This is a genomic window from Specibacter sp. NPDC078692 (assembly GCF_040686835.1).
Taxonomy (GTDB): domain Bacteria; phylum Actinomycetota; class Actinomycetes; order Actinomycetales; family Micrococcaceae; genus Specibacter.
On record NZ_JBFBLV010000009.1, the window covers coordinates 93,247 to 117,787 of the forward strand.

The 24,541-nt window shown below is 61.4% G+C and carries 23 protein-coding genes; 11 read left to right on the forward strand and 12 right to left on the reverse strand.

Annotated elements, in window-relative coordinates:
• Positions 1-159 precede the first annotated feature (159 nt).
• Complete coding sequence (locus AB0O97_RS08775; RefSeq protein ID WP_363881802.1) at positions 160-705, forward strand: hypothetical protein; 546 nt, start codon at positions 160-162, stop codon at positions 703-705.
• 110 nt (positions 706-815) lie between these two features.
• On the opposite strand, the gene AB0O97_RS08780 is transcribed toward AB0O97_RS08775, so the two are convergent.
• A complete protein-coding gene (locus AB0O97_RS08780) occupies positions 816-1,913 on the reverse strand; it encodes a Gfo/Idh/MocA family oxidoreductase (RefSeq protein WP_363881804.1) in 1,098 nt (365 codons plus the stop codon).
• 128 nt (positions 1,914-2,041) lie between these two features.
• Here AB0O97_RS08780 and AB0O97_RS08785 point away from each other — a divergent pair, with 128 nt between their 5' ends.
• Entirely contained in the window at positions 2,042-2,728 is a 687-nt protein-coding gene (locus AB0O97_RS08785) for a DNA alkylation repair protein (RefSeq protein ID WP_363881805.1), read from the forward strand.
• Positions 2,729-2,837: 109 nt separating this feature from the next.
• Here the strand turns inward: AB0O97_RS08785 and AB0O97_RS08790 are convergent, their stop codons facing one another.
• From AB0O97_RS08790 to AB0O97_RS08815, 6 genes are all read right to left on the reverse strand, one after another.
• Positions 2,838-3,938 carry a sugar-binding protein gene (locus AB0O97_RS08790; RefSeq protein WP_363837119.1) on the reverse strand — a complete coding sequence of 367 codons (1,101 nt, stop codon included), beginning with the start codon at positions 3,936-3,938 and terminating at the stop codon, positions 2,838-2,840.
• Between the two features lie 48 nt (positions 3,939-3,986).
• A complete protein-coding gene (gene mmsB, locus AB0O97_RS08795) occupies positions 3,987-5,258 on the reverse strand; it encodes a multiple monosaccharide ABC transporter permease (RefSeq protein WP_110484883.1) in 1,272 nt (423 codons plus the stop codon).
• Between the two features lie 25 nt (positions 5,259-5,283).
• On the reverse strand, positions 5,284-6,828 hold the full coding sequence (gene mmsA, locus AB0O97_RS08800) for a multiple monosaccharide ABC transporter ATP-binding protein (protein ID WP_110484882.1): 1,545 nt from the start codon (positions 6,826-6,828) through the stop codon (positions 5,284-5,286).
• A gap of 184 nt (positions 6,829-7,012) precedes the next feature.
• Positions 7,013-8,221: an ROK family transcriptional regulator gene (locus AB0O97_RS08805; protein ID WP_363837115.1), complete on the reverse strand. Its 1,209-nt coding sequence runs from the start codon at positions 8,219-8,221 to the stop codon at positions 7,013-7,015.
• Positions 8,222-8,329: 108 nt separating this feature from the next.
• Positions 8,330-8,866 carry a gamma carbonic anhydrase family protein gene (locus AB0O97_RS08810; RefSeq protein WP_363881807.1) on the reverse strand — a complete coding sequence of 179 codons (537 nt, stop codon included), beginning with the start codon at positions 8,864-8,866 and terminating at the stop codon, positions 8,330-8,332.
• A gap of 45 nt (positions 8,867-8,911) precedes the next feature.
• On the reverse strand, positions 8,912-9,916 hold the full coding sequence (locus tag AB0O97_RS08815; protein ID WP_363881809.1) for an aldo/keto reductase: 1,005 nt from the start codon (positions 9,914-9,916) through the stop codon (positions 8,912-8,914).
• 404 nt (positions 9,917-10,320) lie between these two features.
• Between AB0O97_RS08815 and AB0O97_RS08820 the strand changes: the two genes are divergently transcribed.
• The gene (locus tag AB0O97_RS08820) at positions 10,321-11,754 is read left to right on the forward strand and encodes an amino acid permease (RefSeq protein ID WP_363881841.1); all 1,434 of its coding nucleotides are present in this window, start codon (positions 10,321-10,323) and stop codon (positions 11,752-11,754) included.
• 137 nt (positions 11,755-11,891) lie between these two features.
• On the opposite strand, the gene purU is transcribed toward AB0O97_RS08820, so the two are convergent.
• Positions 11,892-12,776 carry a formyltetrahydrofolate deformylase gene (gene purU, locus AB0O97_RS08825; protein ID WP_363881811.1) on the reverse strand — a complete coding sequence of 295 codons (885 nt, stop codon included), beginning with the start codon at positions 12,774-12,776 and terminating at the stop codon, positions 11,892-11,894.
• 309 nt (positions 12,777-13,085) lie between these two features.
• Between purU and glyA the strand changes: the two genes are divergently transcribed.
• Together glyA and AB0O97_RS08835 are read left to right on the forward strand one after the other, a co-directional pair.
• Positions 13,086-14,372 (forward strand): serine hydroxymethyltransferase, encoded by a 1,287-nt coding sequence (gene glyA / locus AB0O97_RS08830; RefSeq protein WP_363881812.1) that lies wholly within the window; start codon positions 13,086-13,088, stop codon positions 14,370-14,372.
• Positions 14,366-15,250, forward strand: a complete 885-nt coding sequence (locus AB0O97_RS08835) for a bifunctional methylenetetrahydrofolate dehydrogenase/methenyltetrahydrofolate cyclohydrolase (RefSeq protein WP_363881814.1) — start codon at positions 14,366-14,368, stop codon at positions 15,248-15,250. The genes glyA and AB0O97_RS08835 overlap by 7 nt, the downstream gene beginning before the upstream one ends.
• Before the next feature lie 133 nt (positions 15,251-15,383).
• Here AB0O97_RS08835 and AB0O97_RS08840 read toward each other — a convergent pair whose 3' ends face one another.
• From AB0O97_RS08840 to AB0O97_RS08855, 4 genes are all read right to left on the reverse strand, one after another.
• Positions 15,384-15,695: a protealysin inhibitor emfourin gene (locus AB0O97_RS08840; RefSeq protein ID WP_363881816.1), complete on the reverse strand. Its 312-nt coding sequence runs from the start codon at positions 15,693-15,695 to the stop codon at positions 15,384-15,386.
• On the reverse strand, positions 15,692-16,783 hold the full coding sequence (locus tag AB0O97_RS08845) for a M4 family metallopeptidase (protein ID WP_363881818.1): 1,092 nt from the start codon (positions 16,781-16,783) through the stop codon (positions 15,692-15,694). Before AB0O97_RS08845 ends, AB0O97_RS08840 begins: the two co-directional genes overlap by 4 nt.
• Before the next feature lie 267 nt (positions 16,784-17,050).
• On the reverse strand, positions 17,051-17,719 hold the full coding sequence (locus AB0O97_RS08850; RefSeq protein WP_363881820.1) for a response regulator transcription factor: 669 nt from the start codon (positions 17,717-17,719) through the stop codon (positions 17,051-17,053).
• Positions 17,720-17,733: 14 nt separating this feature from the next.
• Positions 17,734-19,128: a histidine kinase gene (locus AB0O97_RS08855; protein ID WP_363881822.1), complete on the reverse strand. Its 1,395-nt coding sequence runs from the start codon at positions 19,126-19,128 to the stop codon at positions 17,734-17,736.
• Between the two features lie 126 nt (positions 19,129-19,254).
• On the opposite strand from AB0O97_RS08855, the gene AB0O97_RS08860 reads away from it, so the two are divergent.
• The 6 genes from AB0O97_RS08860 (at position 19,255) to AB0O97_RS08885 (ending at position 24,505) form a co-directional block, all read left to right on the forward strand.
• Positions 19,255-20,079: a GAP family protein gene (locus AB0O97_RS08860; RefSeq protein ID WP_363881824.1), complete on the forward strand. Its 825-nt coding sequence runs from the start codon at positions 19,255-19,257 to the stop codon at positions 20,077-20,079.
• A 190-nt stretch (positions 20,080-20,269) separates the two neighbouring features.
• A complete protein-coding gene (locus AB0O97_RS08865; RefSeq protein ID WP_363837086.1) occupies positions 20,270-20,896 on the forward strand; it encodes a hypothetical protein in 627 nt (208 codons plus the stop codon).
• A gap of 91 nt (positions 20,897-20,987) precedes the next feature.
• Positions 20,988-21,830, forward strand: a complete 843-nt coding sequence (locus AB0O97_RS08870) for an exodeoxyribonuclease III (protein WP_363837083.1) — start codon at positions 20,988-20,990, stop codon at positions 21,828-21,830.
• 17 nt (positions 21,831-21,847) lie between these two features.
• A complete protein-coding gene (trpS, locus tag AB0O97_RS08875; RefSeq protein ID WP_363881826.1) occupies positions 21,848-22,876 on the forward strand; it encodes a tryptophan--tRNA ligase in 1,029 nt (342 codons plus the stop codon).
• A gap of 2 nt (positions 22,877-22,878) precedes the next feature.
• Positions 22,879-23,436: a 2'-5' RNA ligase family protein gene (locus tag AB0O97_RS08880; protein ID WP_363881827.1), complete on the forward strand. Its 558-nt coding sequence runs from the start codon at positions 22,879-22,881 to the stop codon at positions 23,434-23,436.
• Positions 23,414-24,505 carry a YhjD/YihY/BrkB family envelope integrity protein gene (locus AB0O97_RS08885; RefSeq protein WP_363837075.1) on the forward strand — a complete coding sequence of 364 codons (1,092 nt, stop codon included), beginning with the start codon at positions 23,414-23,416 and terminating at the stop codon, positions 24,503-24,505. The genes AB0O97_RS08880 and AB0O97_RS08885 overlap by 23 nt, the downstream gene beginning before the upstream one ends.
• The last annotated feature ends 36 nt before the right edge of the window (positions 24,506-24,541 follow it).

Below are 24,541 nucleotides of genomic sequence, written 5' to 3' on the forward strand. Positions count from 1 at the left end.
TCCAAGCGGGGGCCGCAGCAACATTTATCCACACGTCCCCGGTTTTCGGTTCAAAGGCTGTTAAATAGTAGGCGAAAAGTATGTGTGGGCCGTCGATGATGGAGCTCAGATCGTCTGGCGAACACCCACCACCAAAACCTGCATGGAAGGACGTTGGCGATGGATAACCCCGTGCTGCGTTATATTCTCATTTTCGGCGTGGTCGCTGTCATCGCATTCTTGGTATCCCTGCTCGCGGTGTGGTTCAAGAAGCATCCCAACCGTTCAAAAGGGAACAAGCGGCGGATCCGCATGCCGAAAGTAATTCCGTTTCTCGCCTGGCCTGTCCTCGTCGTGGGGCTGCTGGGACTCCTAGCCTCATTCGCGGCCTCATCCGAAGACGCCGTTGCGATGCCGATCGCCTTTGGTGTTGTGACGCTGGCGGGCGCATACCTCTTGTTCATCTACCGCAATTGGTATGTTGACGTGGGCGATAACGAGATGGAATTCAGGACAACCCTCGGTAAGGAACACCAGCTCGCCTATCACGAGATCGTGAGCTACTCCTTCCGTGACCAAGGCCTTCAGAAGTTCTTGACTTTCCGTGGACCCAAGGGAGAAAAGCTCGACCTGAGTATTTCCCAGTACAACCTGCCACCCCTCATGGCAGCCATCGAGTTCCACCACCAGCACGGCCGTTGGCCGTTGCCCGGTGAGCCTCGCTGACTCCTACCCCTTAAACCCCAACGAGGACGCAGGTGTTGGACGGAAAGCACCCGTTTCAGGTGTTCGCCGTCCAATAAACTGCGTCCTCGATGTATATACGGGGAGCGCCGCTAGATGTCCGTGCGAGTGTCGTTGGCGTAGCTCAGGCCCAGCTGGCTGCGGACCTCGTCGAACAGCTCCATGATGGCTAAGGAATCATCCAACGGCATGGTGGAGCTCTCGGTGAGCCCGGCCTGAATGCAACGGGTGACCTCGCGCAGCTGGTAGGTGTAGCCGCTGCCGGGCTCCTCGAAGGTTTCGGTGCGGGTCGCGCCGCCGGGCCCGGAGATGAAGAGTTCCTTCGGGTTGTTCAAGGAATTCACGGTCTCGATGTAACCCAGCGTGCCGGAGATCGTGGCACGGCCGGGGCCCTGTGAGACGAGCCCGCTGATGAGCTGGGCCTGGCTGCCGTTGGCGTAGCTGAGCGTAATGGTGTTCAGCCCATCCACGCCAAAGGACGTCAAGGAGCCGGTCGCGGCAACCTTCTCCGGCTGACCCAGTGTTCCCCACGCCCACAGCAAGGGGTACACCGTGAGGTCCAGGAGCGCTCCGCCGCCGTCGTTAGGTGCCCAGATGCGCAGGGACGGGTCGTTGGGGGCCACAAAGCCCAGATCTCCGCGGACCCACTTGATCTCACCGATCTCACCGGATGTGATGATCTCCAAAGCGCGTTGGAAGCCCGGCACAAAGCGGGCCCAGACGGCTTCCATGAGGAACAGACCCTTGGCGCGGGCCAGCTCGATCAAGGCACGGGTCTCGGCCGAGGTGATGGTCAGGGCCTTTTCGCACAGGACATGCTTGCCGTTCTCCAGGGCGGCTCGCACAATATCAAAGTGCTGGCCGTGCGGGGTGGCGACATACACCACGTCCACCTCGGGATCGGCGAGGAGCTGGAGGTGTCCGGCGGCAGCGGCACCGGAGGGTCCGCCGTCGAAATAGTGGGTGGTAAAACCAAACTTGTCAGCGAACGCGGCGGCGCTCGTCTCGCTTCGTGAGCTCACAGCCTGCAAGACGGCGTCTTCCAGCAGGGCCAGGTCGGTGGTGACCGTGGTAGCAATATTTCCTGTGGCGATGACACCCCAGCGCAGGGGAGTGCCGGTGGCGGCGAGAGTTTCGGGATTGAAGGTGGTATACCAGTCGGGTCGGCCGACAAAACGGGGAATGGTCATTGGGATATTGTGCCAGCATCACAGCATCCGCGGGGGAACATGACAAGCGCTTCGACACATGTCATCGAATGCGGTGTCTCACCTGCCCAGTAAGATGAAGAGCACCTGCTCGGGAATTGGAGAATGACATGACGACGCCGACTCAAACAACCACTTCGGTGGCCGAGGTTTTAGCGGAATTGGCCGCCCTCGAGGATCCAAAGGCCCGCGCCATCAATGAACGTCACGGCGATGATCACGGCGTGAATCTGGGCAAGTTGCGGGCCCTCGCCAAGCGCCTCAAGCCCCAACAAGAGCTGGTTCCGGGGCTGTGGAGCAGCGGCAATACGGCTGCCCGACTCCTGGCGCTTCTCATGTGCCGTCCCAAGGACTTTAGCCTCGAGGAGCTGGACGCCATGCTGCGCGAGTCCCGCGTCCCGAAGGTGCAGGACTGGCTCGTGAACTATGTGGTGAAGAAGAGCCGGCACGTAGAACAGCTGCGCCAGGGATGGTTCACGGATCCCGATCCCGTGGTGGCCAGCGCAGGGTGGGCGTTGACGAGTGAACGCGTCGTGAAATCGCCCGACGGCCTTCTGCTCCCGGCCTTGCTGGACACGATCGAGGCCCAGATGAAGGACGCCCCGGAACGCCTCCAGTGGGCCATGAACCACACCCTGGCCCAGATCGGGATCGAGAATGCTCAGCTGCGCGCTCGAGCCATCGACATCGGCGAGCGGCTCGAGGTCCTGAAGGATTACCCCACGCCGCCCAATTGCACCTCGCCCTTCGCGCCCCTCTGGATCGCCGAGCTGGTCCGCCGGAAGGAAACCTCCTAGCCAACCACCCGCCATGGTACCGGGCATGCGAAAGGCCCTGGTCCGCCGTCGTCAATCAAGAACGACGGCGAACCAGGGCCTTACGCGATTAACTCGCCTTGGCTGGTGACTACTTGGTCAGCGGGCCAAGGATCTTGTCGTTGGCGAACTGCTCTGCAGCGTTAGCCTTCGTCACGATCTGGGGCGTCAGCAAGAAGGCCGGAACAACCTTGACACCGTTGTCGTAGGACTTGGGGTCGTTGATCTCGGGAGTCTTGCCGCCCTGCAGATCCTTGACCATCTGGATGGAGTGCTCAACGAGGGCGGTGGTGTCCTTGTTGATGGTGGAGTACTGCTCGCCAGCCATGATGGACTTGACGGACTCAACTTCAGCATCCTGTCCGGTCACCGTGGGGTTGGCCTTGCCGGCAGCCTTGACGGAGGTCAAGATGGCGCGGGCCAGGGTGTCGTTGGGGGAGAGTACGCCGTCAACCGTTGCGGAGCTGTAGCTTCCAACGAGGAGGGAGTCCATACGCTTCTGAGCGTTTTCTGCCTTCCAGCCCTGGGTAACTGCCTGCTCGAAGGACTTCTGACCGGAAACAACCTTGACGGTTCCGTCATCGATCTTCGGCTGGAGGACATCCATGGCGCCGTCGAAGAAGACCTTCGCGTTGGCGTCATCCGGGGATCCGGCGAAGAGTTCGATGTTATACGGGCCTTCGGGCTTCTTAGCCTTCATACCGTCCAGCAGGGCCTGACCCTGAAGCTGGCCAACCTTGAAGTTATCGTAGGCAACGTAGTAGTCAACGTCAGAGGTATTGAGCAGCAAACGGTCGTAAGCAATGACGGTCGCGCCGGCATCCTTAGCCTGCTTGAGCTGTGTGCCGAGCTGGCCGCCGTCAATAGCACCGACGATGATGACCTTGGCACCCTTGGTGACCATGGCGCTGATCTGGTTCTGCTGTTCGGATACGCCACCGTTGGCGAACTGAACATCAGCCTTGTAACCGGCACCGGTCAGGCCGTCATTGAACAGGCTTTCTGCGAGAACCCAGTTTTCACTGGTCTTCTGGGGCAGAGCTACACCGATCAAGGAGTCAGCAGCAAAGCCAGCAGCGGCGGCGCTGTCGGAAGCTGCGGGGGTTTCTGCCCGGCCACAGCCGGTCAGTGCCAGCGATGATGCGGCCAGGAGGACGGCCAGAGTTTTGACCGTCTTGTTGAGTTTCAACATGGTGCTTCGCTTTCTATTGGTTTTCGTAATTTGAAGGAGAGGAAGAATTTAGGCGTCGGTCTTGATGGTGCCCTTGAGCGGCTCAGCAACTTCAAGATCCGGGTTGCTGTTGTTACCGCCAAGCTTTTTCATCATGAAGCCGATGAAGGAGGGCTTGCCTTGGGACTTGTTGTAAACATCGAAGACGACGGCGGCCAACAGGACCAGGCCCTTGATGATCTGGGTCCAGTCGGAACCCACGCCGAGCAACTGCAGACCATTATTGAGCACGGCCATGACCAAACCACCGATCATGGAGCCCATCACGGTTCCCACACCACCGGTGACGGCGGCGCCACCGATGAAGACGGCGGCGATGGCGTCCAGTTCCCAGCCAACGCCGTCGGACGGGCCGGAAGCGTTGGCGCGGGCAACGAAGATCATGCCGGCCAGACCGGCGAGCATGGACATGTTCAGCATGACCAGGAAGTCGGTGCGCTTGCTCTTGACGCCGGAGAGTGCGGCGGCGTGGCGGTTGCCACCCACTGCGTACACATGGCGGCCAATAGTGGTGCGGGAGGAGATGAAGCCGTAGACCAGAACCAGGACACCGAGGATGATGCCCGGGATGGGGAAGGACGTGCCGGGGCGGCCGGTGGCGAAGAGGTAGGTGACGTACAGGATGACGGCGGCGAAGACAACGACCTTCACAACAGTGACCCAGAACGGCTTGACGTCCGAACCGAGGGCTACGGCGCGCTTGCGGCTACGCAGTTCGCCCCAAACGAGAGCGGCGACACCGATGAAGCCGATGAGCAGGGTGAGGTTGTTGTAGCCGGTGTTCGGGCCGATCTCGGGAAGGTAACCGGCGCCGATGGACTGGAATTCCTTGGGGACCGGGATGGTCAGGGACTTACCGAAGAGCTGGTTGGCGCCACGGAACAGCAACATGCCTGCCAAGGTCACGATGAAGGCGGGAATGCCCACATAGGCCACGAAGAAGCCTTGCCACGCTCCGATCGCGGCTCCCAGGAGAAGGCCGACGACGATGCCTAGGTACCAGGGTAGGCCCCAGTCACGCATGGACAGGGCGACGACGATGCCCACAAACGCGGCAACGGAACCGACCGAGAGGTCAATGTGGCCCGCGATGATGACCAGCACCATGCCGATGGCCAGGATCAAGATGTAGGAGTAACCGTTCATCAAGTTGATGACGTTATCCGGGGTGAGGATCAGACCGTCTGTCTTGACCTGGAAGAAAGCGATCAGGGCGACGAGGGCAAAAATCATGCCGAACTGGCGTGAGTTACCGCCAAAGAGTTGTTTGATGATGTTCATGGGGTGTCCTTTTTCTTCCCTAGAGCTAGGCAGACTTAGTGGCAGCGGTCATGCGTTTCATCAACGATTCCTGGCTGGCCTGATTCTTATCGAGTACGCCGGTGATGGCGCCCTCAAAAATGGTGTAAATGCGGTCAGAGATGCCGAGGAGCTCCGGCAGTTCCGAGGAAATGACGATGACGCCCTTGCCCTGGTTCGCCAGCTCCTGAATGATTCCGTAAATCTCGTACTTGGCGCCCACATCGATGCCTCGCGTGGGTTCATCGAGAATGAGGAGATCGGGGTCGGTGAACATCCACTTGGCGAGCACCACCTTCTGCTGGTTTCCGCCGGAGAGTTTTCCAACACCCTCATCCACCGTGGGGGCCTTGGTGCGAAGTTGCTTGCGGTAGCCTTCTGCCACCGAGTACTCCTTGTCGCGGTCAACGACGGTGTTATTGGAGATGGCACCGAGATTTGCCGAGACCGTGGTGGTCTTGATGTCATCGAGCAGATTCAGACCCAGCGTCTTACGGTCTTCGGTCACGTATCCCAGTCCATGCTTGATGGCCGCAGGGACGTTGCGCATGGTGATCTCCTTGCCGTCCTTGAAGATCTGCCCGGAAATGTAGTTACCGTAAGAGCGGCCGAAGATGGAGCGAGCCAATTCGGTACGACCGGCGCCCATGAGCCCGGCAATACCGACGATCTCGCCGCGGCGGACGTTGAAGTTAGACCCCTTGCAGACAAGGCGGTCCGAGATCTGCGGGTGGCCCACAGTCCAGTCCTTAACCTCGAAGAAGATCTCGCCGATCTTGGGTGTGTGATCCGGGAAGCGTGATTCCAAGGTGCGTCCCACCATGCCGCGGATGATCCGATCCTCATCGACGCCGTCGGCCTTCACATCGAGGGTCTCGATGGACTTGCCGTCACGGATAATCGTGATGGAGTCGGAAACCTGCTCGATCTCGTTGAGCTTGTGCGAGATCATGATGCAGCTGATGCCCTTGGACTTGAGTCCGCGGATCAAATCCAAGAGGTGCTGGGAATCGGACTCGTTCAGGGCGGCCGTGGGCTCATCGAGGATGAGAAGCTTGACCGACTTGTTCAAGGCCTTCGCGATTTCCACGAGCTGCTGCTTGCCAACACCGATTTCCTTGACAGGAGTGTCGGGATCCTCGTTGAGGCCAACACGGGCCATCAGCTCCATGGTCCGCATCCGGGCCTCGGCCCAGTTGATGACACCAAAGCGGGTGGGTTCATTACCGAGGAAGATGTTCTCGGTGATGGAGAGTTCGGGGATCAGGGCTAATTCCTGATGGATGATAACAATTCCGGCGTTTTCACTGGCCCGGATGTCTTTGAACTCGCAGACGGAGTTCTGGAAGACAATGTCTCCCTGGTAGCTACCGAAGGGGTAGACACCGGAGAGAACCTTCATGAGGGTTGATTTGCCTGCACCATTTTCGCCACAGATGGAGTGGATCTCGCTGGCATGGACGGTGATAGATACTTCCGAAAGTGCCTTCACACCAGGGAATTCCTTGGTGATGGATCGCATCTCGAGAATGACGGGGTTCGCGGACACCATAATGCTTACGCCTTCCACAACTGACTTCTTTGTCTGTGCCCTACCAGATTCGCACTGGCGATTTGGGCTTCTTTGCCCGCGGAATTCAATTGTTACGCGGAGTACCAGTTCTAACCGGTACTCGAAAAGTAAACTAGATCACACGCTTGCGGTCAAGTCTTTAACGCTACGGGATGGTAACGGTTTAAGAAATGATGGAACTGGGCTCGTTTTGGAACACCAGTGCGGCCGCTCCGAGAGCCTCCGCACGGGAGGTGAGCTGCGACATTTTCAGCCCGATGCTTTCCCCAATAATCGGGACGGCATGGCGCAGAAGTCCACGTCGGATGGGGGCTAAGAAGAGCTCGCCGAGTTCCGTCAGCGGGCCACCAATGACAATGACATCGGGGCTGATCAGGTTGGCGACATTGGCCAATGCACGCCCAATGGCCATGCCAGCGTCGTCGAGTACGCGCAGGGTAGCGGGGTCTCCAGCGTCAGCTTGGCGCAGGATATCTGCCGTGGAAATGGGGTGCTCGCTACCCCTGCTGAGCAGTTCCACCATGGTGGCCGTCGAGGCAACAGTTTCCAGACAGCCGCGGTTTCCGCAGCGGCAAATCATGCCGTGCTCATCGATGGTCACGTGGCCAATTTCGCCGGTGACGCCAAAGCTGCCGTGGAAGAGATGACCACCGAGAATCAGGCCCGATCCAATGCCAGTTCCAATCTTGATAAACATCAGATTCGAGGCATTGCCCATATCTCCCCAGGTGAGCTGTGCGAGGGCACCAAGATTGGCGTCATTGTCGACAATGACAGGGATTTTCAGGGCCTTCTGAAGCTCACTGTGCAGGTTGATACCGACCCATTCGGGCAGGATGGCGCCCCGGATGACCTTGCCGCTGCGGCTATCGATAGGCCCGGGGATGCCGGCTCCGGCGCCGATGAGTTGGGAGCGGGAAATGCCTGCTTTTCTCAGGAGTTTATCCAGCAGGCGGGAGGCGGTCTGGATGCCTTCTGCCGCTTCGTGGCCGCGGGGGAGCGGAGCCTCTTCCTCCGCGAGAACGTGGTAGCCGGTGTTGGCGAGAACCACGCGCACATGGGTCCGGCCAAAGTCGATGCCGGCGGCAATGGCGCTGTCTCCGTTGTAGCGAACGGACATGGCCCGGCGCCCGGAGCTCGTGACGGGAGTGAGTGTAACCAGCTCAGCGGCGGCCATGCTCTTGACGATATTGGAGATGGTGGCGGTCGACAGGCCCGTACTGCGGGCGAGCTCGGCTTGAGTTGACGGTCCACCCTTGAGTAGCTGCTGCGTGATGCGCTGTTGATTGCGGCTGCGCAGAGCAGATTGTGAGCCCGGATTGCGGGCAGGCCTGTGGGCCGGCGTGGTGGTGGGCTGTTCGTCATCGAGCATACAAAAGACAATGCCTTATAGATCACATTGACGTCAAGAAGTGAACGCAAGATGAATTGCTAAATACACTCTATGAACTGCAGATGACGCCCGCCGGCCCGGGAACTGCTAGTGCTGAACCTGCTTGTGCTTGCGGGCCAAATCTACGTAGTGGCTGGCGTTATCGCGGACGTGCTCGAGCTCTTCGGCGCTAAGCTCCCGACGCACCTTGGCGGGCACCCCGGCGACGAGGGAACCAGGCGGAATGATGGCTCCTTCCAGGACGACGGCGCCTCCGGCCACGAGGGATCCGTCGCCGATGACGGCACCATTCATGATGGTGGCGCTCATGCCGATCAAACAGTCATCCTCCACCGTGCAGCCGTGGACAATGGCGCCGTGGCCCACGCTGACCCCGTTGCCCACCGTGGTGGGGAATCCGGGATCCGCGTGCAGCACCACATTGTCCTGCAGATTAGTGCCGTTACCGACCGTGATGGAGCTGGTGTCGCCGCGCATGACGACACCGTAGAAGGCGCTGGAATCGGCGCCGAGGCTGGCTTGACCAATGAGGACGGCCGTGTGCGCCACGAAGGCACTTTCATGAACGGTCGGCGTGTGGCCGTCCAAGGTGATCAACTGCTGCATGGCGGTTCCGTTTCTCATAGGGCGAATTCTCATGGGGTCAAGCGGGGATAAAGCAAGGTGCGGTTACCAGCGGGGGTGGATATCCGCCCGCAGTAAGGACTCGTAAATTTCCTGCACACCGGCGTTGAAGGCATCGCCCAAGGCTGGCAGTGAGCCTGCTGCGGTGTTGGCCCGGGCCTGGTCCGCGGACCGGGCGCCCGGGATGACGGAGGAGACGCCGTCGAGCTGGGCGAGCCAAGCCAGGGCGAACTGAGCCGTCGTGGTTTCCGGGCTCACGCCGTCGACCGTTTGAGCCAGAGCCGCAAAACGGGCGGCGGCCTCGAGCCCCACCGAATAATCGACCCCAGAGAACGTCTCGCCCACGTCAAAGTGGCTGCCGTCGCGGTTGTACGTGCGGTGATCATTCGCCGCGAAGGTGGTCTCGGCGGTGTACTTGCCGGTCAACAAGCCACTCGCGAGCGGGACGCGGGCGATGATGCCCACGTTGGCGGCGCGGGCGGCGGGCAGAACGGCGTCGAGCGGCTTGAGGCGGAAGGCGTTGAGAATGATCTGGATGGTGGCCACATTGGGGCGGGCAATCGCGGCGAGGGCCTGCTCGCTCGTCTCAACGCTCAGGCCGTAATGGGCGATGGCGCCCTCCTCCACGAGGGTATCCAGCGCGTCATAAACCACATCGGAATTCACGACGGCGGTGGGCGGACAATGCAGCTGCACCAGATCCAGAGTGTCCACGCCGAGGTTCTTGCGGGAGCGATCGGTCCACGCCCGGAAATTCTCTAGTGAGTAATTTTCAGGCAACTGATCCATGCGGCGACCCATTTTCGTGGCCACTGTGATTCCATGATCGGCGCCGCGCTCCTTGAGGAAACGCCCAATCACCTGCTCGCTACGCCCATCACCGTAAACGTCGGCGGTGTCGAAGAAGGTCACGCCGGAATCCGCGGCAGCGGCCAGGACCTGATGCGCGTCGGCCTCACTGACCTCACCCCAGTCGGCGCCCAGCTGCCAGGTACCAAGCCCGACGGCGGATACGGTGCGGTGTGTTTTTCCCAAGAGACGTGTTTGCATGACCCCAGCCTAGCCAATGGTCCTAGCGCGAGGTGCTGCGGGCGTGTCGTCTGACGCGGCCGTGACACAATCCACTGTCTCTACCCCCAATACGACCGGTGGTTGGCCGGGGTAGCAGGATAAACTTGGATGTCGCTTGCCGCAGGCGATTCACCGCCGGACGCCGAGCCTATACTGCCCGACTGGCCCCATGACCTGATCGCCCACGGCGAGGAAAACGCTGCGGCACAGAACCGGAAAATGCAGGGCTGGCAGTCATATCTGCCCGCCACGCCACACAGAATGGAAACTTTGGGATGTCACCTATTGATGAGCCGAACACCGGAAAGGTGAGCTCACGCGGCGGCTCCGGCGCTGCTTTGGGACTGGGTCGCCAGCTGCTCCGGCGCAAACCCCTGGCGCAGATGGTCCACGAGGCTGGCAGCGGCACCGAAGGTCGCAAGCTTGTGCGAAGCTTCGGCGTTCTGCAGTTGACCATGATCAGCGTCGGCGCAACCTTGGGAACGGGCATCTTTGTGATCCTGGGTGACTCCGTGCCGATGGCTGGCCCTGCCATTTTCATCTCCTTCCTGATCGCCGGTGTTGCGGCGCTGCTCTCGGCTATTTCCTACGCGGAAATGGCCGGCATGGTGCCGGTCTCCGGTTCCAGTTATTCCTACACCTACGCCACGTTGGGTGAAGGTATGGCCTGGATCTGTGGTTGGTGTCTGGTGCTGGAATATGCGGTGTCCGTGGCTGCTGTGGCCGTGGGCGCCGGGCAATATGTCAACGAAGCTGTTGCCGGCGTGGGGTGGGCGTTGCCCGATTTCATGTCGCAGCCTCCAGGAGCCAGCGGTGTTCTGAACATTCCGGCCATGGTCATCGTGCTGTTGTCCATGGTGCTGCTGATGCGCGGCGCCAAGGAAAGTGCATGGGTCAACACCACCATCGTGTTCATCAAGATCGTGATCTTTCTGTTCTTCTGCGCTGTTGCCTTCACCGCATTCGATGCCGGCAACTTTGAGCCGCTGCTGCCCATGGGTACCGCCGGTGTTTCGGCCGCTGCCTCTCGCGTGTTCTTTTCCTACATCGGCTTCGATGCGGCCTCCACCGCGGGTGAAGAAGCCAAGAACCCTCAGCGTGACCTGCCCCGGGCCATCTTGTTGTCCATGGCGATTGTGACCTCAGTTTATGTCCTGGTGGCCGTTGCTGCCGTGGGCGCCCGCGACTGGACGTGGTTCGACGGCACGCAAGCCGCCCTGGTCCAGATCCTCCAGGAAATCACCAACCAGCCGTGGATCGCCGCGGTGTTCGCCATCGGTGCCGTGCTCGCTATTACTAGTGTTGTGCTGGCTGTGCTCTACGGGCAGACGCGAATTCTCGTCTCCATGTCACGCGATGGGCTGGTGCCCAAGGTCTTTGGCCGGATTTCCGCCAAGCGCGGCACCCCGGTGGCAGGTACCTTGATCGTGGGTATCGCCGTTGCGCTGACGGCCGGGCTGGTCCCGCTGGGCGCCCTGGCCGATGCAACGAGCATTGGCACCTTGTTCGCCTTCGCGCTGGTCAATGTCTCCGTCATCTACCTGCGCCGCAAGCGCCCGGAACTCAAGCGCAGCTACCGTGCAGCGTTCTACCCCGTGACGCCGATCCTCGGTGCGCTGATGTGCGTGTACCTCATGGTCAACCTCGGCGGCGTGACCTGGGTGGTGTTCCTGCTCTGGATGATCGTGGGTCTGTGCGCCTACTTCGGCTACGGTCGCAAGCACTCGCGGGTGGCTGCCCTGTCTCAGCATGACTACGAGACCCTGTCCGCCGCGCCCATCGAGCATGAGGTCTTTGTCCCCGAACAGCGCGCCTAGGCGGCTCATAAGGCTCGCTCAAGGGCGAAAGCGCGTCCGGTCTCGATCGAGGTAGCCGGTGACCGCCGAGAACACGATTCTCGGCGGTCACCGGCTACCTCGGCGTTTAAGGACGGATAGCGGGGGAGCGTCCCGCTTTAGGCAAAGACGACCGTGCGGTGTCCGTCGAGCAGCACGCGGTGTTCGGCGTGCCACTGCACGGCCTGGGCGAGCGTGCGAGCCTCAACGGCGCGGCCCATCGAGACGAACTTCTCCGCCGAGTGCCCGTGATCAACGCGAATGACTTCCTGCTCGATGATCGGACCCTCATCCAGCACGGCGGTGACGTAGTGCGCCGTGGCGCCAATGATCTTCACGCCACGCGCATGTGCCTGGTGATACGGCCGGGCACCCTTGAACGAGGGCAAGAACGAGTGGTGGATGTTGATGGCACGCCCCGCCAAGGCGGTGCAGAGATCGTCGGAGAGCACCTGCATGTAGCGGGCCAGAACAACAAGTTCGACGTCGAGCTCGGCGACCAGCGCCAGTAACGCAGCCTCGGCGTCGGCTTTGGTGTCGGCAGTGACCGGGATGTAATGGAAGGGGATGCCGTAGAAATCGGCGAGCGGCTTCAGATCCATGTGGTTGGAGACGATGGCCGGGATTTCCACCGGCAAGGTGCCCGAACGCTGCAGGAACAACAGATCGTTGAGGCAGTGGGCGGCCTTGGAGGCCATGATCAAGGTGCGAACCGGGGCGCCGGTCGCGTTCAGGGTCCAGGTGAGCGAGAACTGCTCGGCAATCACGGCGAGCTGGTCACGCAACTGGGCATACGCCGTCGTGGTTTCCACGGCAACGCGCATGAAGAAGGTGCCCGTGACGGGATTGCCGTACTGCTGCGAGTCGGTGATGTTGCAGTTGGCTTCGAGGAGGGCGCCGGATACGGCATGGACAATGCCTGGCTGGTCAGCGCAGGAAAGCGTCAGCACATATCCGTGCGAGGCGGCCGGGGTGGTCACGGCGGAGGAATTCAAGTCAGTCACCTGTTTAACGTTACCGTTCAAAAGCCTCCCTGTACTACACTTGAGATCGTTGCGACTGGCGATGAGGTGGGACACCACCGGGGAGCAGCACGAGCTAAGACCTCACGATCGTACGCCTGGGACGCGAGGACACGTTTGCCAATGCAGTTACTTGGCCGTGTTAGTCAAGGAATCCGGTAGCTAAGAATGTGTCACAGGAATAATGCTGTGCAACATTCCTCCATATGGATCCGTAACTACGGCCAATAACTCATTAGCGATAATCTTTCCTAGAAGAGTTTTTTCGTGCTGTCCACTCAGGAGTCTGTAGTGTCTTTTTCCCCCACCCAGTCCGTGACCAATGCCCCGCTCTCCGAGCTCGATCCGGAAATTGCAGCCGTCCTCAAGGACGAGCTTGCCCGCCAGCGCGACACGCTGGAAATGATCGCTTCTGAAAACTTTGCTCCCCGCGCGGTGCTTGAAGCTCAGGGCTCCGTCCTGACCAACAAGTACGCCGAGGGCTACCCGGGTCGTCGTTACTACGGCGGTTGCGAAGCCGTTGACGTAGCCGAGAACCTCGCCATCGAGCGCGTCAAGGCCCTGTTCGGCGCCGAGTACGCCAACGTTCAGCCGCACTCCGGTGCCCAGGCTAACGCTGCAGCACTCGCCGCCATGATCAAGCCCGGCGATAAGATCATGGGCCTGTCCCTGGCTCATGGTGGACACCTGACCCACGGTATGAAGCTGAACTTCTCCGGCAAGCTGTATGAGGTTGCCGCGTACGAAGTTGAACCCGATACCTTCCGCATCGACATGGACAAGCTGCGTTTGCAGGCCATCGCCGAGAAGCCTCAGGTCATCATCGCCGGCTGGTCCGCCTACCCGCGCCAGCTGGACTTTGCCGCGTTCCGCGCCATCGCCGACGAGGTTGGCGCACTACTGTGGACCGATATGGCTCACTTTGCCGGTCTCGTTGCCGCAGGGCTGCACCCGAACCCGGTGCCGTACTCCGACATCGTCACCTCCACGGTCCACAAGACCCTCTCCGGCCCGCGTTCGGGTGTCATCTTGGCCAAGAAGGAATGGGCCAAGAAGATCAACTCCTCCGTGTTCCCGGGACAGCAGGGCGGCCCGCTCATGCACGTTGTCGCCGCGAAGGCAGTGGCCTTCAAGGTTGCCGCCGGTGAAGAATTCAAGGAACGCCAGGCCCGCGTGCTCGAAGGTGCCAAGATCATCGCCGAGCGCCTGACCGCTCCCGACGTGACCGAGGCCGGCGTGTCCGTGCTGACCGGTGGGACCGACGTTCACCTGGTCCTCGTTGACCTGCGTAACTCTGTTCTGGACGGCCAGCAGGCCGAGGACCTCCTGCACAGCGTTGGCATCACCGTGAACCGCAACGCCGTTCCCTTCGATCCTCGCCCGCCGATGGTCACCTCCGGTCTGCGCATCGGTACCCCGGCGCTGGCCACGCGTGGCTTCGGTGCTCCGGAGTTCACCGAGGTTGCCGAGATCATCGCCGAAGCCCTCAAGGGTGGTGCCGATGTTGACGCTCTGAGTGCCCGAGTCAAGGCCCTCGCGGCCGACTTCCCGCTGTACCCCGGTCAGGAAGAATGGTAAAAAGCATGACTGCTCAAATCCTTGACGGCAAGGCTACCGCCGCTGCCATCAAAACCGAGTTGACCGTGCGTGTGGCTGCCCTCGCAGCCCGCGGCGTCACCCCGGGCCTGGGTACTATTCTGGTTGGCTCGGATCCGGGCTCCCAGTGGTACGTGGCAGGAAAGCACAAGGACTGCGCCGAAGTTGGCATCAAGTCCATCCGCATCGACCTGCCGGACACCGCAACCCAGGATGAAGTCCTGGCCGCCGTCCGTCAGCTCAACGAGGATCCCAGCTGCACCGGCTACATTGTGCAGCTGCCCCTGCCCAAGCACATTGACCAGGACGTGGTGCTTGAAGCCATTGACCCGGCCAAGGACGCCGACGGCCTGCACCCCATGAACTTGGGGCGCTTGGTAGCCAACGTGAACCGTCCCATGACCTCCCCGCTGCCGTGCACGCCCAAGGGCTGCATCGTGCTGTTGGAACGCCACGGGATTTCATTGAACGGCAAGCGTGTTGTGGTGGTTGGCCGCGGCGTCACGATCGGCCGGCCCATGGGCCTGCTGCTGACCCGCCGCGACATCAACGCCACCGTGGTTCTGGCACACACCGGAACTCTCGATTTGGCTGCCGAGCTGCGCAAAGCCGACGTGGTGGTTGCTGCCGCTGGTGTGCCGCACATGATCAAGGCCGCTGACCTGAAGCCCGGCGCCATTGTCCTGGACGTTGGCGTCAGCCGCGTGGACGACGGCAACGGCAAGGCAGTTGTCACCGGCGATGTGGAGCCCGCAGCCGCATCTGTGACGAGCTGGATTTCACCGAACCCGGGCGGAGTGGGTCCCATGACTCGCGCCATGTTGCTCGCCAACGTGGTTGAGGCCGCCGAGCGCCCCTAGCATTTCGATGGGCCCGGGTGGGCCCACGCGCCTGAGGGCCCCGACGCGAGCTGGCGAGCGTTGGGAGCGGGTGGGGAGGACGACGGCGGAACTCAAGTTCCGCCGTCGTCCTCCTTTTTGCTGTGGGCAGGTATCACCGTTCTATCGACTCAACACGTTCGGGGCGCCCATCCACCCAGGCCACCAGCAATCGAACATCTTCCGGGAGGCTTTCTTCGCTATAGCGGACGCTGAGAGCGGGCCCGGACTCCTCCAAGCAGAGTTCGTAGAGCTGCGCGTCTGGCCATGATTTTTCCGGCGGGGGAGGGGGCTGCTCGCGCAAATTAGCGCGAGCAATCTCGCTGGCGAAGGTTTTAGCGTCGTCGCGTGGCAGGGAATTAGCATCGAGTTCGGTGCGGGCCACCAAGCCCGCGAAGCCGCCACCGCGAAAGATGATGAGCCTCATGAAAGTACTCCAACGTCTTTCCATGCGCCGTGGACCGCTTCCTGTTCGGCTGCGCCGAAGAGCGTCCCGGCAACGTCAACTGTCGCATGTGCGGCTTCGTCAAATTGTGTGGTGGGGCGCAGCCGAGTTGTGAGTGCCTGGTACCAGATTCGTCCGGCTTTCTCCCAAGCGTTGCCGCCCAGGGCAAGCGCGGCAAGGGCGAAGGCGCGGTTGGGGATACCGGAGTTAATGTGCACGCCACCGTTGTCGTTCCGGGGATCGTTGTTGTCAGGCAGATCCTTGTACTGATCCATGTGGCCGGGTTGCTGATCGCCGGAGTAGGCGGTGCCGGGATTGAGCATGGAACGAAGTGCCGTGCCGAGCCCTGGCACCAGAATCCCCTCGCCGATGAGCCAGTTGGCGTCCGCCGCAGATTGTTTCAGGCTGTACTGCTTGACTAAGGAACCGAAAACGTCGGAAAAAGATTCGTTGAGCGCTCCTGATTGTTTGCTGTAGGCCAGCCCAGCGGTGTACTCGGTGATGCCGTGGGTCAACTCGTGTGCGATCACATCCAGAGATTGAGTCAGGCCGCCAACTCGGAATATCCGACCGCTGCCATCCCCATAGACCATTTGGGATCCGTCCCAGAAGGCGTTGTCGAAGGCCACCCCGTAGTGGACTGTGGAGACCAGTTCCAGCCCCGCGCCGTCGAGTGAGTTCCGGCCGAAGAGGTCGCGGTAAAACTCATACGTGGTGTTGCTGCCGTCGTAGGCCTCATTGACAGCTTTATCCTCCACTGGCGGTTTGCCCCAACCCCGGACCAAGACGCCGGGAAGGAAGGGGCGGCCTTGTTTCTGGTTGTCGTACACACTAAGGCGTTCGCCCGTTTCACGTCCACCATCCAATAGCGCGCCCGTATCCACATTGAGCCGACGGCCCAGCTGACCCATGACAGCACGTTGGGAACGAATTGCCGCGGACGTGGCCAGAGCTCTGACTGCGGCCTCGCGTTGCTTCGGTGTTCCCTCAACAGCTAATCTGGCCAGCAAATCTGGTGGCGCGATGCTGCACAGCGTTGGCGTGTGGGTTCCTTCGTGGATTCTTGACATGTTCCTGCCTCTTTCCCTGATTGGAGCAGCTTCTGGGTGAAAAGATGGGGTCAGGTTCGCAGCGACGGTCGCACTAGCGTTCTGGGCGGCCACGTGCTGGTGCTTCTTAGCCCGTTCCACCATGATGCGCCTGATATACATGGGGAACAAGGAGGTGCTGCGCAGGGCCCATGTCGTCGAGTCAGACGGAGGCCCGTCGAGTCAGACGCAGCGCTCCGTCTGATTCGGCGGCGCTCCGTCTGACTCGACGGGCAGGTGGGGCGTGTTTTAGCTACGTCGCAGTAGTGCCGCCTGAACCCGCGATTGCAGACCCAACTTCGCCAACACCCGCGAAACGTGGGTCTTCACGGTGGCTTCTGAGATGCCCAGGCGCCGCCCGATCGTGTAGTTACTCAGGCCCTCGCCCAAGCACTCGAAAACCTCGCGTTCGCGCCCGGTGAGCACCTCCAGCCCGGCCGGTTCGGCAAGTGCCGTTTCAGCACCATCGGCCCCGCCAGCCGAAAGGGCCGCCGCCACAATCCGCGCCGTTACCTCCGGAGCAATGACTTGATCCCCGCTGTGGACACGTCGAATCGCATCTGTAATGGCACCCGGCTCGGCCGTTTTGAGCAAAAAACCAGCGGCCCCAGCCTGCAGTGCACCAAATAGATACGAATCATGATCAAAAGTGGTCAGCACCAGCACCTTGGCAAACCCACCAGCGCAAATCTGCCGAGTTGCCTCAACCCCGTCCATGACCGGCATGCGTAAGTCCATGAGTACGACGTCGGGCCGCAACGTCCCTGCCATGCTCACCGCGAGTGCGCCGTCACCAGCCTCGCCTACCACTTCCATATCGGCGGCTGTGTCCACCACCATGCGCATACCCAGCCGAATGGCGGCGTGGTCGTCAGCTACTAACACGTTGATAGGACGGGACAAAGGAACGGTGCTCATGCAGGTGATCCTATTCATTTTTCGTTTTCATTAACGTGAGTAGTTCCTTGGCGTGGACTGACTATGTCTGTGTCCGTGGTCAACGGCAGAGTCAGTTCCACGCGCCAGACGCCATCCGCCGGGCCCGCCGTGACGGTTCCACCAGCATGGGCGGCGCGAAAATGCATACTCGGAACGCCGGTTCCCGTCCCGGCCGGAGCCGGTGCGGTGTTGCTCTCAGTCAAGGCGGGCAGGGGAGTGGTGACGGTCAATACGAGCACAGGCGCTGGCTGATCTCCCGTGCCAACTTCTCCCGTGCCAACTTGTTGGGACAGGGTCATCTGAACGGGCGACGAGGCAGCATGCTTGGCCGCATTGACCAGTGCTTCTGAAGCCACTCGGTACACCGCGGTTTGAACAGACAGCGGCAGGAGGGTCCCGGCGTCGTGCAGGTCATTGGAGTATGAAAGTTCCATCCCGGCATTCCGGTGTCGGTCCGTCAACGCCACCAAGTCGGAGAGCTGGCCGGTGGTCTCGGCGACTGCGCCGGTGTGCAGGAGCCGAATCATGTCGTTGAGCTCGCCCAAGCCCGCCACACTCTCAGAGCGGATCTGGGTCAACACGTCTCTGAGTATGGATGGGGAGTGCGCCGACGGTCCGGACGGAGCATGCAGCGCCGCACCCGATTGCAGTGCGATGGCGGAGAGTCTGGCCGAGAGGACATCGTGGAGTTCGCGGGCCATGTGCTGGCGCTCGCGCTCAAGGGTGAGATCGTGGGCGCTACGTTCGGCCAATAGTCGCTGTTGACTTGCCTCCTCGACAGCGTTGGCGCGTGTGTGCTCGCTGTTTACCAGCTCTTGGGCCTTGCGCAGATTGCCGGCCCACTCGACAGGGGTCAGCAGCGTGACAACGGCAATAATGCCGACCGTGACGGTCAAGGCGCCGTTGTAGGTTGTTGCGAAGGTAGCAAGCACGGCCAGGACAGTCAGCACCCAGGCGACCTTTGAGGCAATCTGAGAAGTCCGGGGTGAGCCGAACAGCACCAAGGAGAAGAAGAGTTCAAAAGCTAAAACAAATGCCCCGCTATGGCCGGCCAGCACCAACCCCACCACCGCAGCCCCGGACATCCACGCCATGGCTGCGGGAGAGGAACGGCGGAACAACACGCCCATGCAGCCCAGTACCGCAATAGCCGGCCACGCCGATTTGAAGGGGTCCAGATGGAAGCTGCCGACTCCATTGAGATTGACGGAATCGATGAGTCCAAACAGCAGGAAGTAGCCGCCAGCCAAGGCCATGTCCTCGACTTTGATCTTCGCAAGATCGCGCACATTCAGTTGCATGAAGCGTTGACCCAGACGCCGAAACAGGGAGGCAGGGTCGCCCTGAGGTACCGGTGCCGATTGGCTGGGGGCTGGGGAGAGTTCCATCTGCCCATCATTGCTGGGCGGAACCGGCGCAGGCAAGGCAAATCGACACAAGTGCGACGAAGGTATGACACATAGCTGCCACTCATAGCCGATGCTGCGCCGGGCCTTCGTTGACAGTCTGGAGCCATGACGATCGCAATTTATGCCCAACTAGCCGTTCTGGCACTCATCGACAGCACCAGCATCGGCACCCTGCTCATCCCGCTGTGGCTGCTGCTGCGCGCCGATGCCCGCCGGATGGTGCCGCGGATTCTGCTGTACCTGGGCGTGCTGGAGTTCTTTTACCTGCTGGTCGGGATCGCCATGCTCAGCGGTGTTGATTGGGTCGTCGGCGGCCTGGGCCAAGATTCCCTGACGCAGCTCCCGGTGATCCAGTGGGTCATGGTGCTCGGCGGTGGAGGCATGTTGGCCTTTGCTTTGGCGCCGAACCCGGCAAAAAAGGCCGAGAAGGAGACACAGGCTGCGGCCCAGAAGCGGGCAATGGTGGCAAGCACCGCCGCTGGGCTGCCTGCGTCCGAGGCGCCTGCCGGGCTGCCGCCAACGGACAGCCCGGCCGTGGAGGTCAAATGGCAGCAGCGGTTGTCCAAAGCCCTGCGCAGCCCCGGCGGCATTGTCGGCTTGGCCCTGTTGGCGGGGCTGCTGGAGCTGCCCACCATGTTTCCGTACCTCGTGGCGATCGGGTTCCTTTCCAACTCAACGCTTCCGCTGCCCGGCGAAATCGCGGTGCTGGCCGTGTACTGCCTGGTCATGCTGATTCCGGCACTACTGCTGGTGCTGCTCCGGCTGGCGCTCGGGCGCCGGCTGGATCCGCTGCTGCAGCGGGTCAGCGGCAAGCTCGGAAAATTCGCGGGGGAGACGCTGCTGTGGGTCGTGGGGATCGTCGGGTTCCTGCTGCTCCGCGGCGGGCTCTCCGTCCTGGCACCCGACGCGCCCTGGAATCCCTTCAAGTGACAGGCCCCAGCCAGCGGCAAAACTGGGGACAGACACAGGGACAAACGTAGGAGCAAACAGGGGGGACACGGCGTTGGTGACGTGGGCGCAGGGGTGCGTGCCGGCGTCGTACTTCATGAGAGGCAAAGCCCACGTTCGCCGCTGGTGGAAGGCGGTCCCGGAGCGGCCGGGGATTTGAGAGAATGGAACCATGACTTCTCCTGTATCCGGCAAAATGTCCAAACCCAGCAAATTCACGGGTGTTGGCACCATTGTGCTGGCGATCGTATTCCTCGTGGCCGTGGTGATGGCCGCCAACAACATGACCGTGCTGGGCTGGGTTATCGCCGTCATCGCGTTCGGCTGGCTGGTGCTCTCCACCGCCGTCTACATGGGCGTGCACAAGGCCGCGGCATTTGGCGCCCGGCAAGTGGCGCTCGCGCAGGCCCAGATGGCGCAGCAGAACAGTGCCAATGCCCCGTCCGACGGCGGCACTCACCTGGTGTCTCAGGACTCCGGCTCCCGCTCGGCCCAAAAAGCGCGCGATCTGAAGCTGGACCACTCCTTCAAAATCATCAACGTCCAGGTGGGCGTCATCAACGAGTACCTGGGCAAGGACCCCGAGATGGTGGCCCGCGCACTGGACACCATCGACATCACCGCCGCCAACGGCCGCGGCATGATCAACCCGGATTGGGAAGAGCAGGAAGCCAAGATGGATGCTGCCATGCTCAAGAAGAACGCCGCCCGTAAGGCTGAGGCTGCCGGAGGCCCGTCTGCCACGCCGTCCGCTGCTGGTGACGGCGACGAGCCCGTCAGCGGCATCATCATCGACTAATAGCACTGAGGTAGCACTCGGGTAGCACTGGGGGCATTGCTCGGGGTGGCATAACAGGAATCCGAGGGTCCCTGCGGGTAAGGTGGAACAAGTGAGCAACGGTATTGAAAACGGTCATTTGAGGATCGCAAGCGTCAACGTCAACGGCATCAGAGCTGCGTACAAGAACGGTATGGGCCCCTGGCTCGCAGACCGCGATGTGCACATTTTGTGCCTTCAGGAGGTCCGAGCACCGGACGCGATCGTGCAGGGATTCTTGGGCGAAGACTGGCATGTGCTGCACGCCGAAGCCGAAGCCAAGGGCCGTGCTGGCGTGTTGATTGCAACTCGCAAGGACGCGCTGGAACCTGTTGCCACCCGCATCGGCATTGGTGATGACTACTTCGCCACCACCGGCCGCTGGGTCGAAGCCGACTACGTGATTGCCGGCTCTGACGGCACACCGCAAACCCTTACCGTGGTCAGTGCCTACGTCCACTCCGGTGAGGTGGGCACCCCCAAGCAGGAAGACAAGTTCCGTTTCCTGGACACCATGATCGGCCGTCTGCCGCAGCTTGCTGCAGCTAGCGATCACGCCTTGGTCGTAGGTGACCTCAACGTGGGCCACAAAACCTTGGACATTAAGAACTGGAAGGGCAACGTTAAGCGCGCCGGATTCTTGCCGGAAGAGCGAGCCTACTTTGATCGCTTCTTTGGCGAGGAAATTGGCTTCAAGGATGTTGCCCGTGAACTCGCTGGCGAAGTGGACGGACCCTACACGTGGTGGTCCAACCGCGGACAAGCGTTCACAAACGACACCGGCTGGCGGATCGACTACCACGCCGCCACCCCCGGACTGGCGGCAAAAGCCCAGAGTTGCGTGGTGGATCGGGCGGCGTCCTACGAGGAACGCTTCTCAGATCACGCTCCGCTTGTTGTCGACTACAAGTTCTAAAGGACTTTTCAACCATCATGAGTGAAATCAAAGCACGTCCCCGCGTCCTCTCCGGAATGCAGCCCTCCGGAGACAGCCTGCACCTGGGCAACTATCTCGGGGCCTTGGTCAACTGGGTCAAAACCCAGGATGACTACCAGACACTATTTTTTATCCCCGACATGCACGCCATCACGGTGGAGCAGAACCCGGCAGAACTGCGCGACCGCACCCGCAAGACGGCAGCGCAATACATTGCCGGTGGCATCGACATTGAAAAGTCAACACTCTTTGTCCAGTCCCATGTGCCCGAGCATGCCCAGCTGGCCTGGGTGCTGAACTGCATCACCGGGTTTGGTGAAGCCTCCCGCATGACCCAGTTCAAGGACAAGTCCGCCAAGGGTGGGGCCGATGCTGCCAGCGTTGGCCTGTTCACCTATCCGGTCCTGATGGCAGCTGACATCCTGCTCTACCGCCCCCAAGGCGTGCCGGTGGGCGATGACCAGCGTCAGCACGTTGAGTTGGCCCGTGACTTGGCCAAACGCTTCAACTTCCGTTTTGGCGACACCTTCGTTGTGCCAGAGGCCTTCATTCAGAAGGAGGGCGCACGTATTTATGACCTGCAGAATCCGACGTCGAAGATGTCCAAGTCTGCATCGGGCCCCAACGGTTTGATCAACATTCTTGATGACCCCAAGGTCACCGCCAAGCGCATCAAGTCAGCAGTCACTGACGCCGACACGGTCATTGCCCACGATCGTGAAACGAAGCCTGGCGTCACCAACTTGCTGGAAATTCTCTCCACGTTGACCGATAAGTCCACTGACACCTTGGTGAGCGAGTACGAGGGGAAGATGTACGGCCACCTGAAGGTGGATCTGGCTGAGGCGGTGGTGGCACGGCTGGAGCCCATCCGGGCCCGCACCCTTGAACTGCTCGATGATCCGGCCGAGCTGGACTCCTTGCTGGCCCATGGCGCTGCAAAGGCACGGGAGATTGCTTCGGTCACCCTCAAAGATGTTTACGCCAAAGTGGGGTTCCTCCCTCCGCTCGGGGCGGTCGGCTAACAGTGCCAGGTATAGGCCAGAGCGGAGCCACGGCAGCCCCGCACACCGACAGCCTTGGCGTGGTGATCTCACTGCCGCCGTCCTTGGCTGAGGTCCTGGGCGAGAAGAGGGCGATGTACGCGGGGCCCGGAACCGCCGTCGTAGCTCCCCACATCACATTGGTCTCGGGACGGGCGTGGGAGTCTTGGACGGCAGCCGAGGAACACGTGCGTAAGGTGGCGGCAGAGTTCGTACCGTTCAAGCTTTCACTGCGGGGGACAGGGACGTTTGAGCCGGTCTCGCCCGTGGTGTTTCTCAACGTTGATGATGGTGCTGCGGACTGTGCCGCACTGCATGCCAAGCTTCTGGAAGGGCCCTTGGAGCACCTGCTCGAGTTCTCCTTTCATCCGCACCTGACCATTGCCCACGCCCTCGACGCCGACACCATGGCGCGCGCAAAAGCAGAGATGGTCGATTTCGAGGCCGAGTTTGAGGTGACCAGCATTGGACTCTTCGACTACATTGAAGGCACATGGGCGCTGCGGGAGGAGCTGAGCCTTGGGGGAACAACCAGAACATAGGCCCCGCCACGAGGCTGGCCATTTTCCGGGATTCGTAGCTCCCGGCGTCGCTGCCAAACGCCCCATGGCTGCGCCTGAAAAGCCGCCGCCCAGCCCGCTGGACCGTGGGGCCCTTGCGGAGTGGACCGCAACCAAGCGTGAAGACTTTAGTACTGCGCGTGCTAGCGGTGGCCCTTGGCGTCAGCTCACCACACTGTTTCCATGGCTCAACGCCTGGGCCGCACAGCTGTTTCCCCTGCGCGTCTGGAATCTCTACACGCGCCGCCGCGGACCGCTTTTGGCCGCAGGTAACGCCTACCTGATGTTCTTCTCCGTCGGTGCCATGCTGGTTGCTGGCTTCGCCATCTTTGGCATGTTCGCCGCCGGCAACGATGTGTTGCGGGATGCCGTGATTGAACTTGTCGCCGAGAGTACGCCCGGCCTGATCGACACCGGCGACGGCGGGCTCGCCACTCCTGAACAACTCCTGGGCACCGGTGGCTTCGGCACTACGCTGCTGATCTCTTTGGCCGCGTTGATTGTGACCGCTATGGGTTGGATTAACGGTTTACGCGAAGGGATCCGCTCCATACTGGGGCTGGCCCGGGACCGGACCAATCCAATGCTTTCCAAGGTGCGCGACGGCGTGACCCTCCTGGTGCTGGCCGTGGCACTGATCCTGACCACCGTGCTCGGGCTACTCAGCACCGCCGCGATGGCCTCTGTGGGCGAATTTCTGGGCTGGGGCACGTTCCTGACAGGTGCGGCCGCACAGATCGGCTCGATCGCCCTGATGCTGATCCTGGACATCGCCGTCGCCATGGTCATGTTCAGCATCGCCGCGCGCGTGCGCATGCGGCGACGGGTCCTGGTGTTGGCGGCCCTATTTTCCGGCGTCGGTGCCACCGTGCTGCGACTCTTCAGCGCCATGCTGCTCAATGGCATCACGAGCAACGACCTGCTGGCACCCTTCGCCGTGATCCTGGGCTTGTTTGTCTGGTTCTTTCTGCTCAGCCAGGTGTACTTGATCTCAGCCGCAATCGCCGCCGTGCTGGCCGCCGATCTGCGACCCCGCCGGACAAAGCGGTAGGTGGCGCTGACCCGGACCGCGCCTAACTGCGCCGGC

Coding starts and splice junctions, on each gene's coding strand:
- AB0O97_RS08775 (WP_363881802.1), top strand. CDS start 160: ATGGATAACCCCGTGCTGCGTTATATTCTCATTTTCGGCGTGGTCGCT.
- AB0O97_RS08780 (WP_363881804.1), bottom strand. CDS start 1,913: ATGACCATTCCCCGTTTTGTCGGCCGACCCGACTGGTATACCACCTTC.
- AB0O97_RS08785 (WP_363881805.1), top strand. CDS start 2,042: ATGACGACGCCGACTCAAACAACCACTTCGGTGGCCGAGGTTTTAGCG.
- AB0O97_RS08790 (WP_363837119.1), bottom strand. CDS start 3,938: ATGTTGAAACTCAACAAGACGGTCAAAACTCTGGCCGTCCTCCTGGCC.
- mmsB (WP_110484883.1), bottom strand. CDS start 5,258: ATGAACATCATCAAACAACTCTTTGGCGGTAACTCACGCCAGTTCGGC.
- mmsA (WP_110484882.1), bottom strand. CDS start 6,828: ATGGTGTCCGCGAACCCCGTCATTCTCGAGATGCGATCCATCACCAAG.
- AB0O97_RS08805 (WP_363837115.1), bottom strand. CDS start 8,221: ATGCTCGATGACGAACAGCCCACCACCACGCCGGCCCACAGGCCTGCC.
- AB0O97_RS08810 (WP_363881807.1), bottom strand. CDS start 8,866: ATGAGAAACGGAACCGCCATGCAGCAGTTGATCACCTTGGACGGCCAC.
- AB0O97_RS08815 (WP_363881809.1), bottom strand. CDS start 9,916: ATGCAAACACGTCTCTTGGGAAAAACACACCGCACCGTATCCGCCGTC.
- AB0O97_RS08820 (WP_363881841.1), top strand. CDS start 10,321: ATGGTCCACGAGGCTGGCAGCGGCACCGAAGGTCGCAAGCTTGTGCGA.
- AB0O97_RS08835 (WP_363881814.1), top strand. CDS start 14,366: ATGGTAAAAAGCATGACTGCTCAAATCCTTGACGGCAAGGCTACCGCC.
- AB0O97_RS08840 (WP_363881816.1), bottom strand. CDS start 15,695: ATGAGGCTCATCATCTTTCGCGGTGGCGGCTTCGCGGGCTTGGTGGCC.
- AB0O97_RS08845 (WP_363881818.1), bottom strand. CDS start 16,783: ATGTCAAGAATCCACGAAGGAACCCACACGCCAACGCTGTGCAGCATC.
- AB0O97_RS08850 (WP_363881820.1), bottom strand. CDS start 17,719: ATGAGCACCGTTCCTTTGTCCCGTCCTATCAACGTGTTAGTAGCTGAC.
- AB0O97_RS08855 (WP_363881822.1), bottom strand. CDS start 19,128: ATGGAACTCTCCCCAGCCCCCAGCCAATCGGCACCGGTACCTCAGGGC.
- AB0O97_RS08860 (WP_363881824.1), top strand. CDS start 19,255: ATGACGATCGCAATTTATGCCCAACTAGCCGTTCTGGCACTCATCGAC.
- AB0O97_RS08865 (WP_363837086.1), top strand. CDS start 20,270: ATGACTTCTCCTGTATCCGGCAAAATGTCCAAACCCAGCAAATTCACG.
- trpS (WP_363881826.1), top strand. CDS start 21,848: ATGAGTGAAATCAAAGCACGTCCCCGCGTCCTCTCCGGAATGCAGCCC.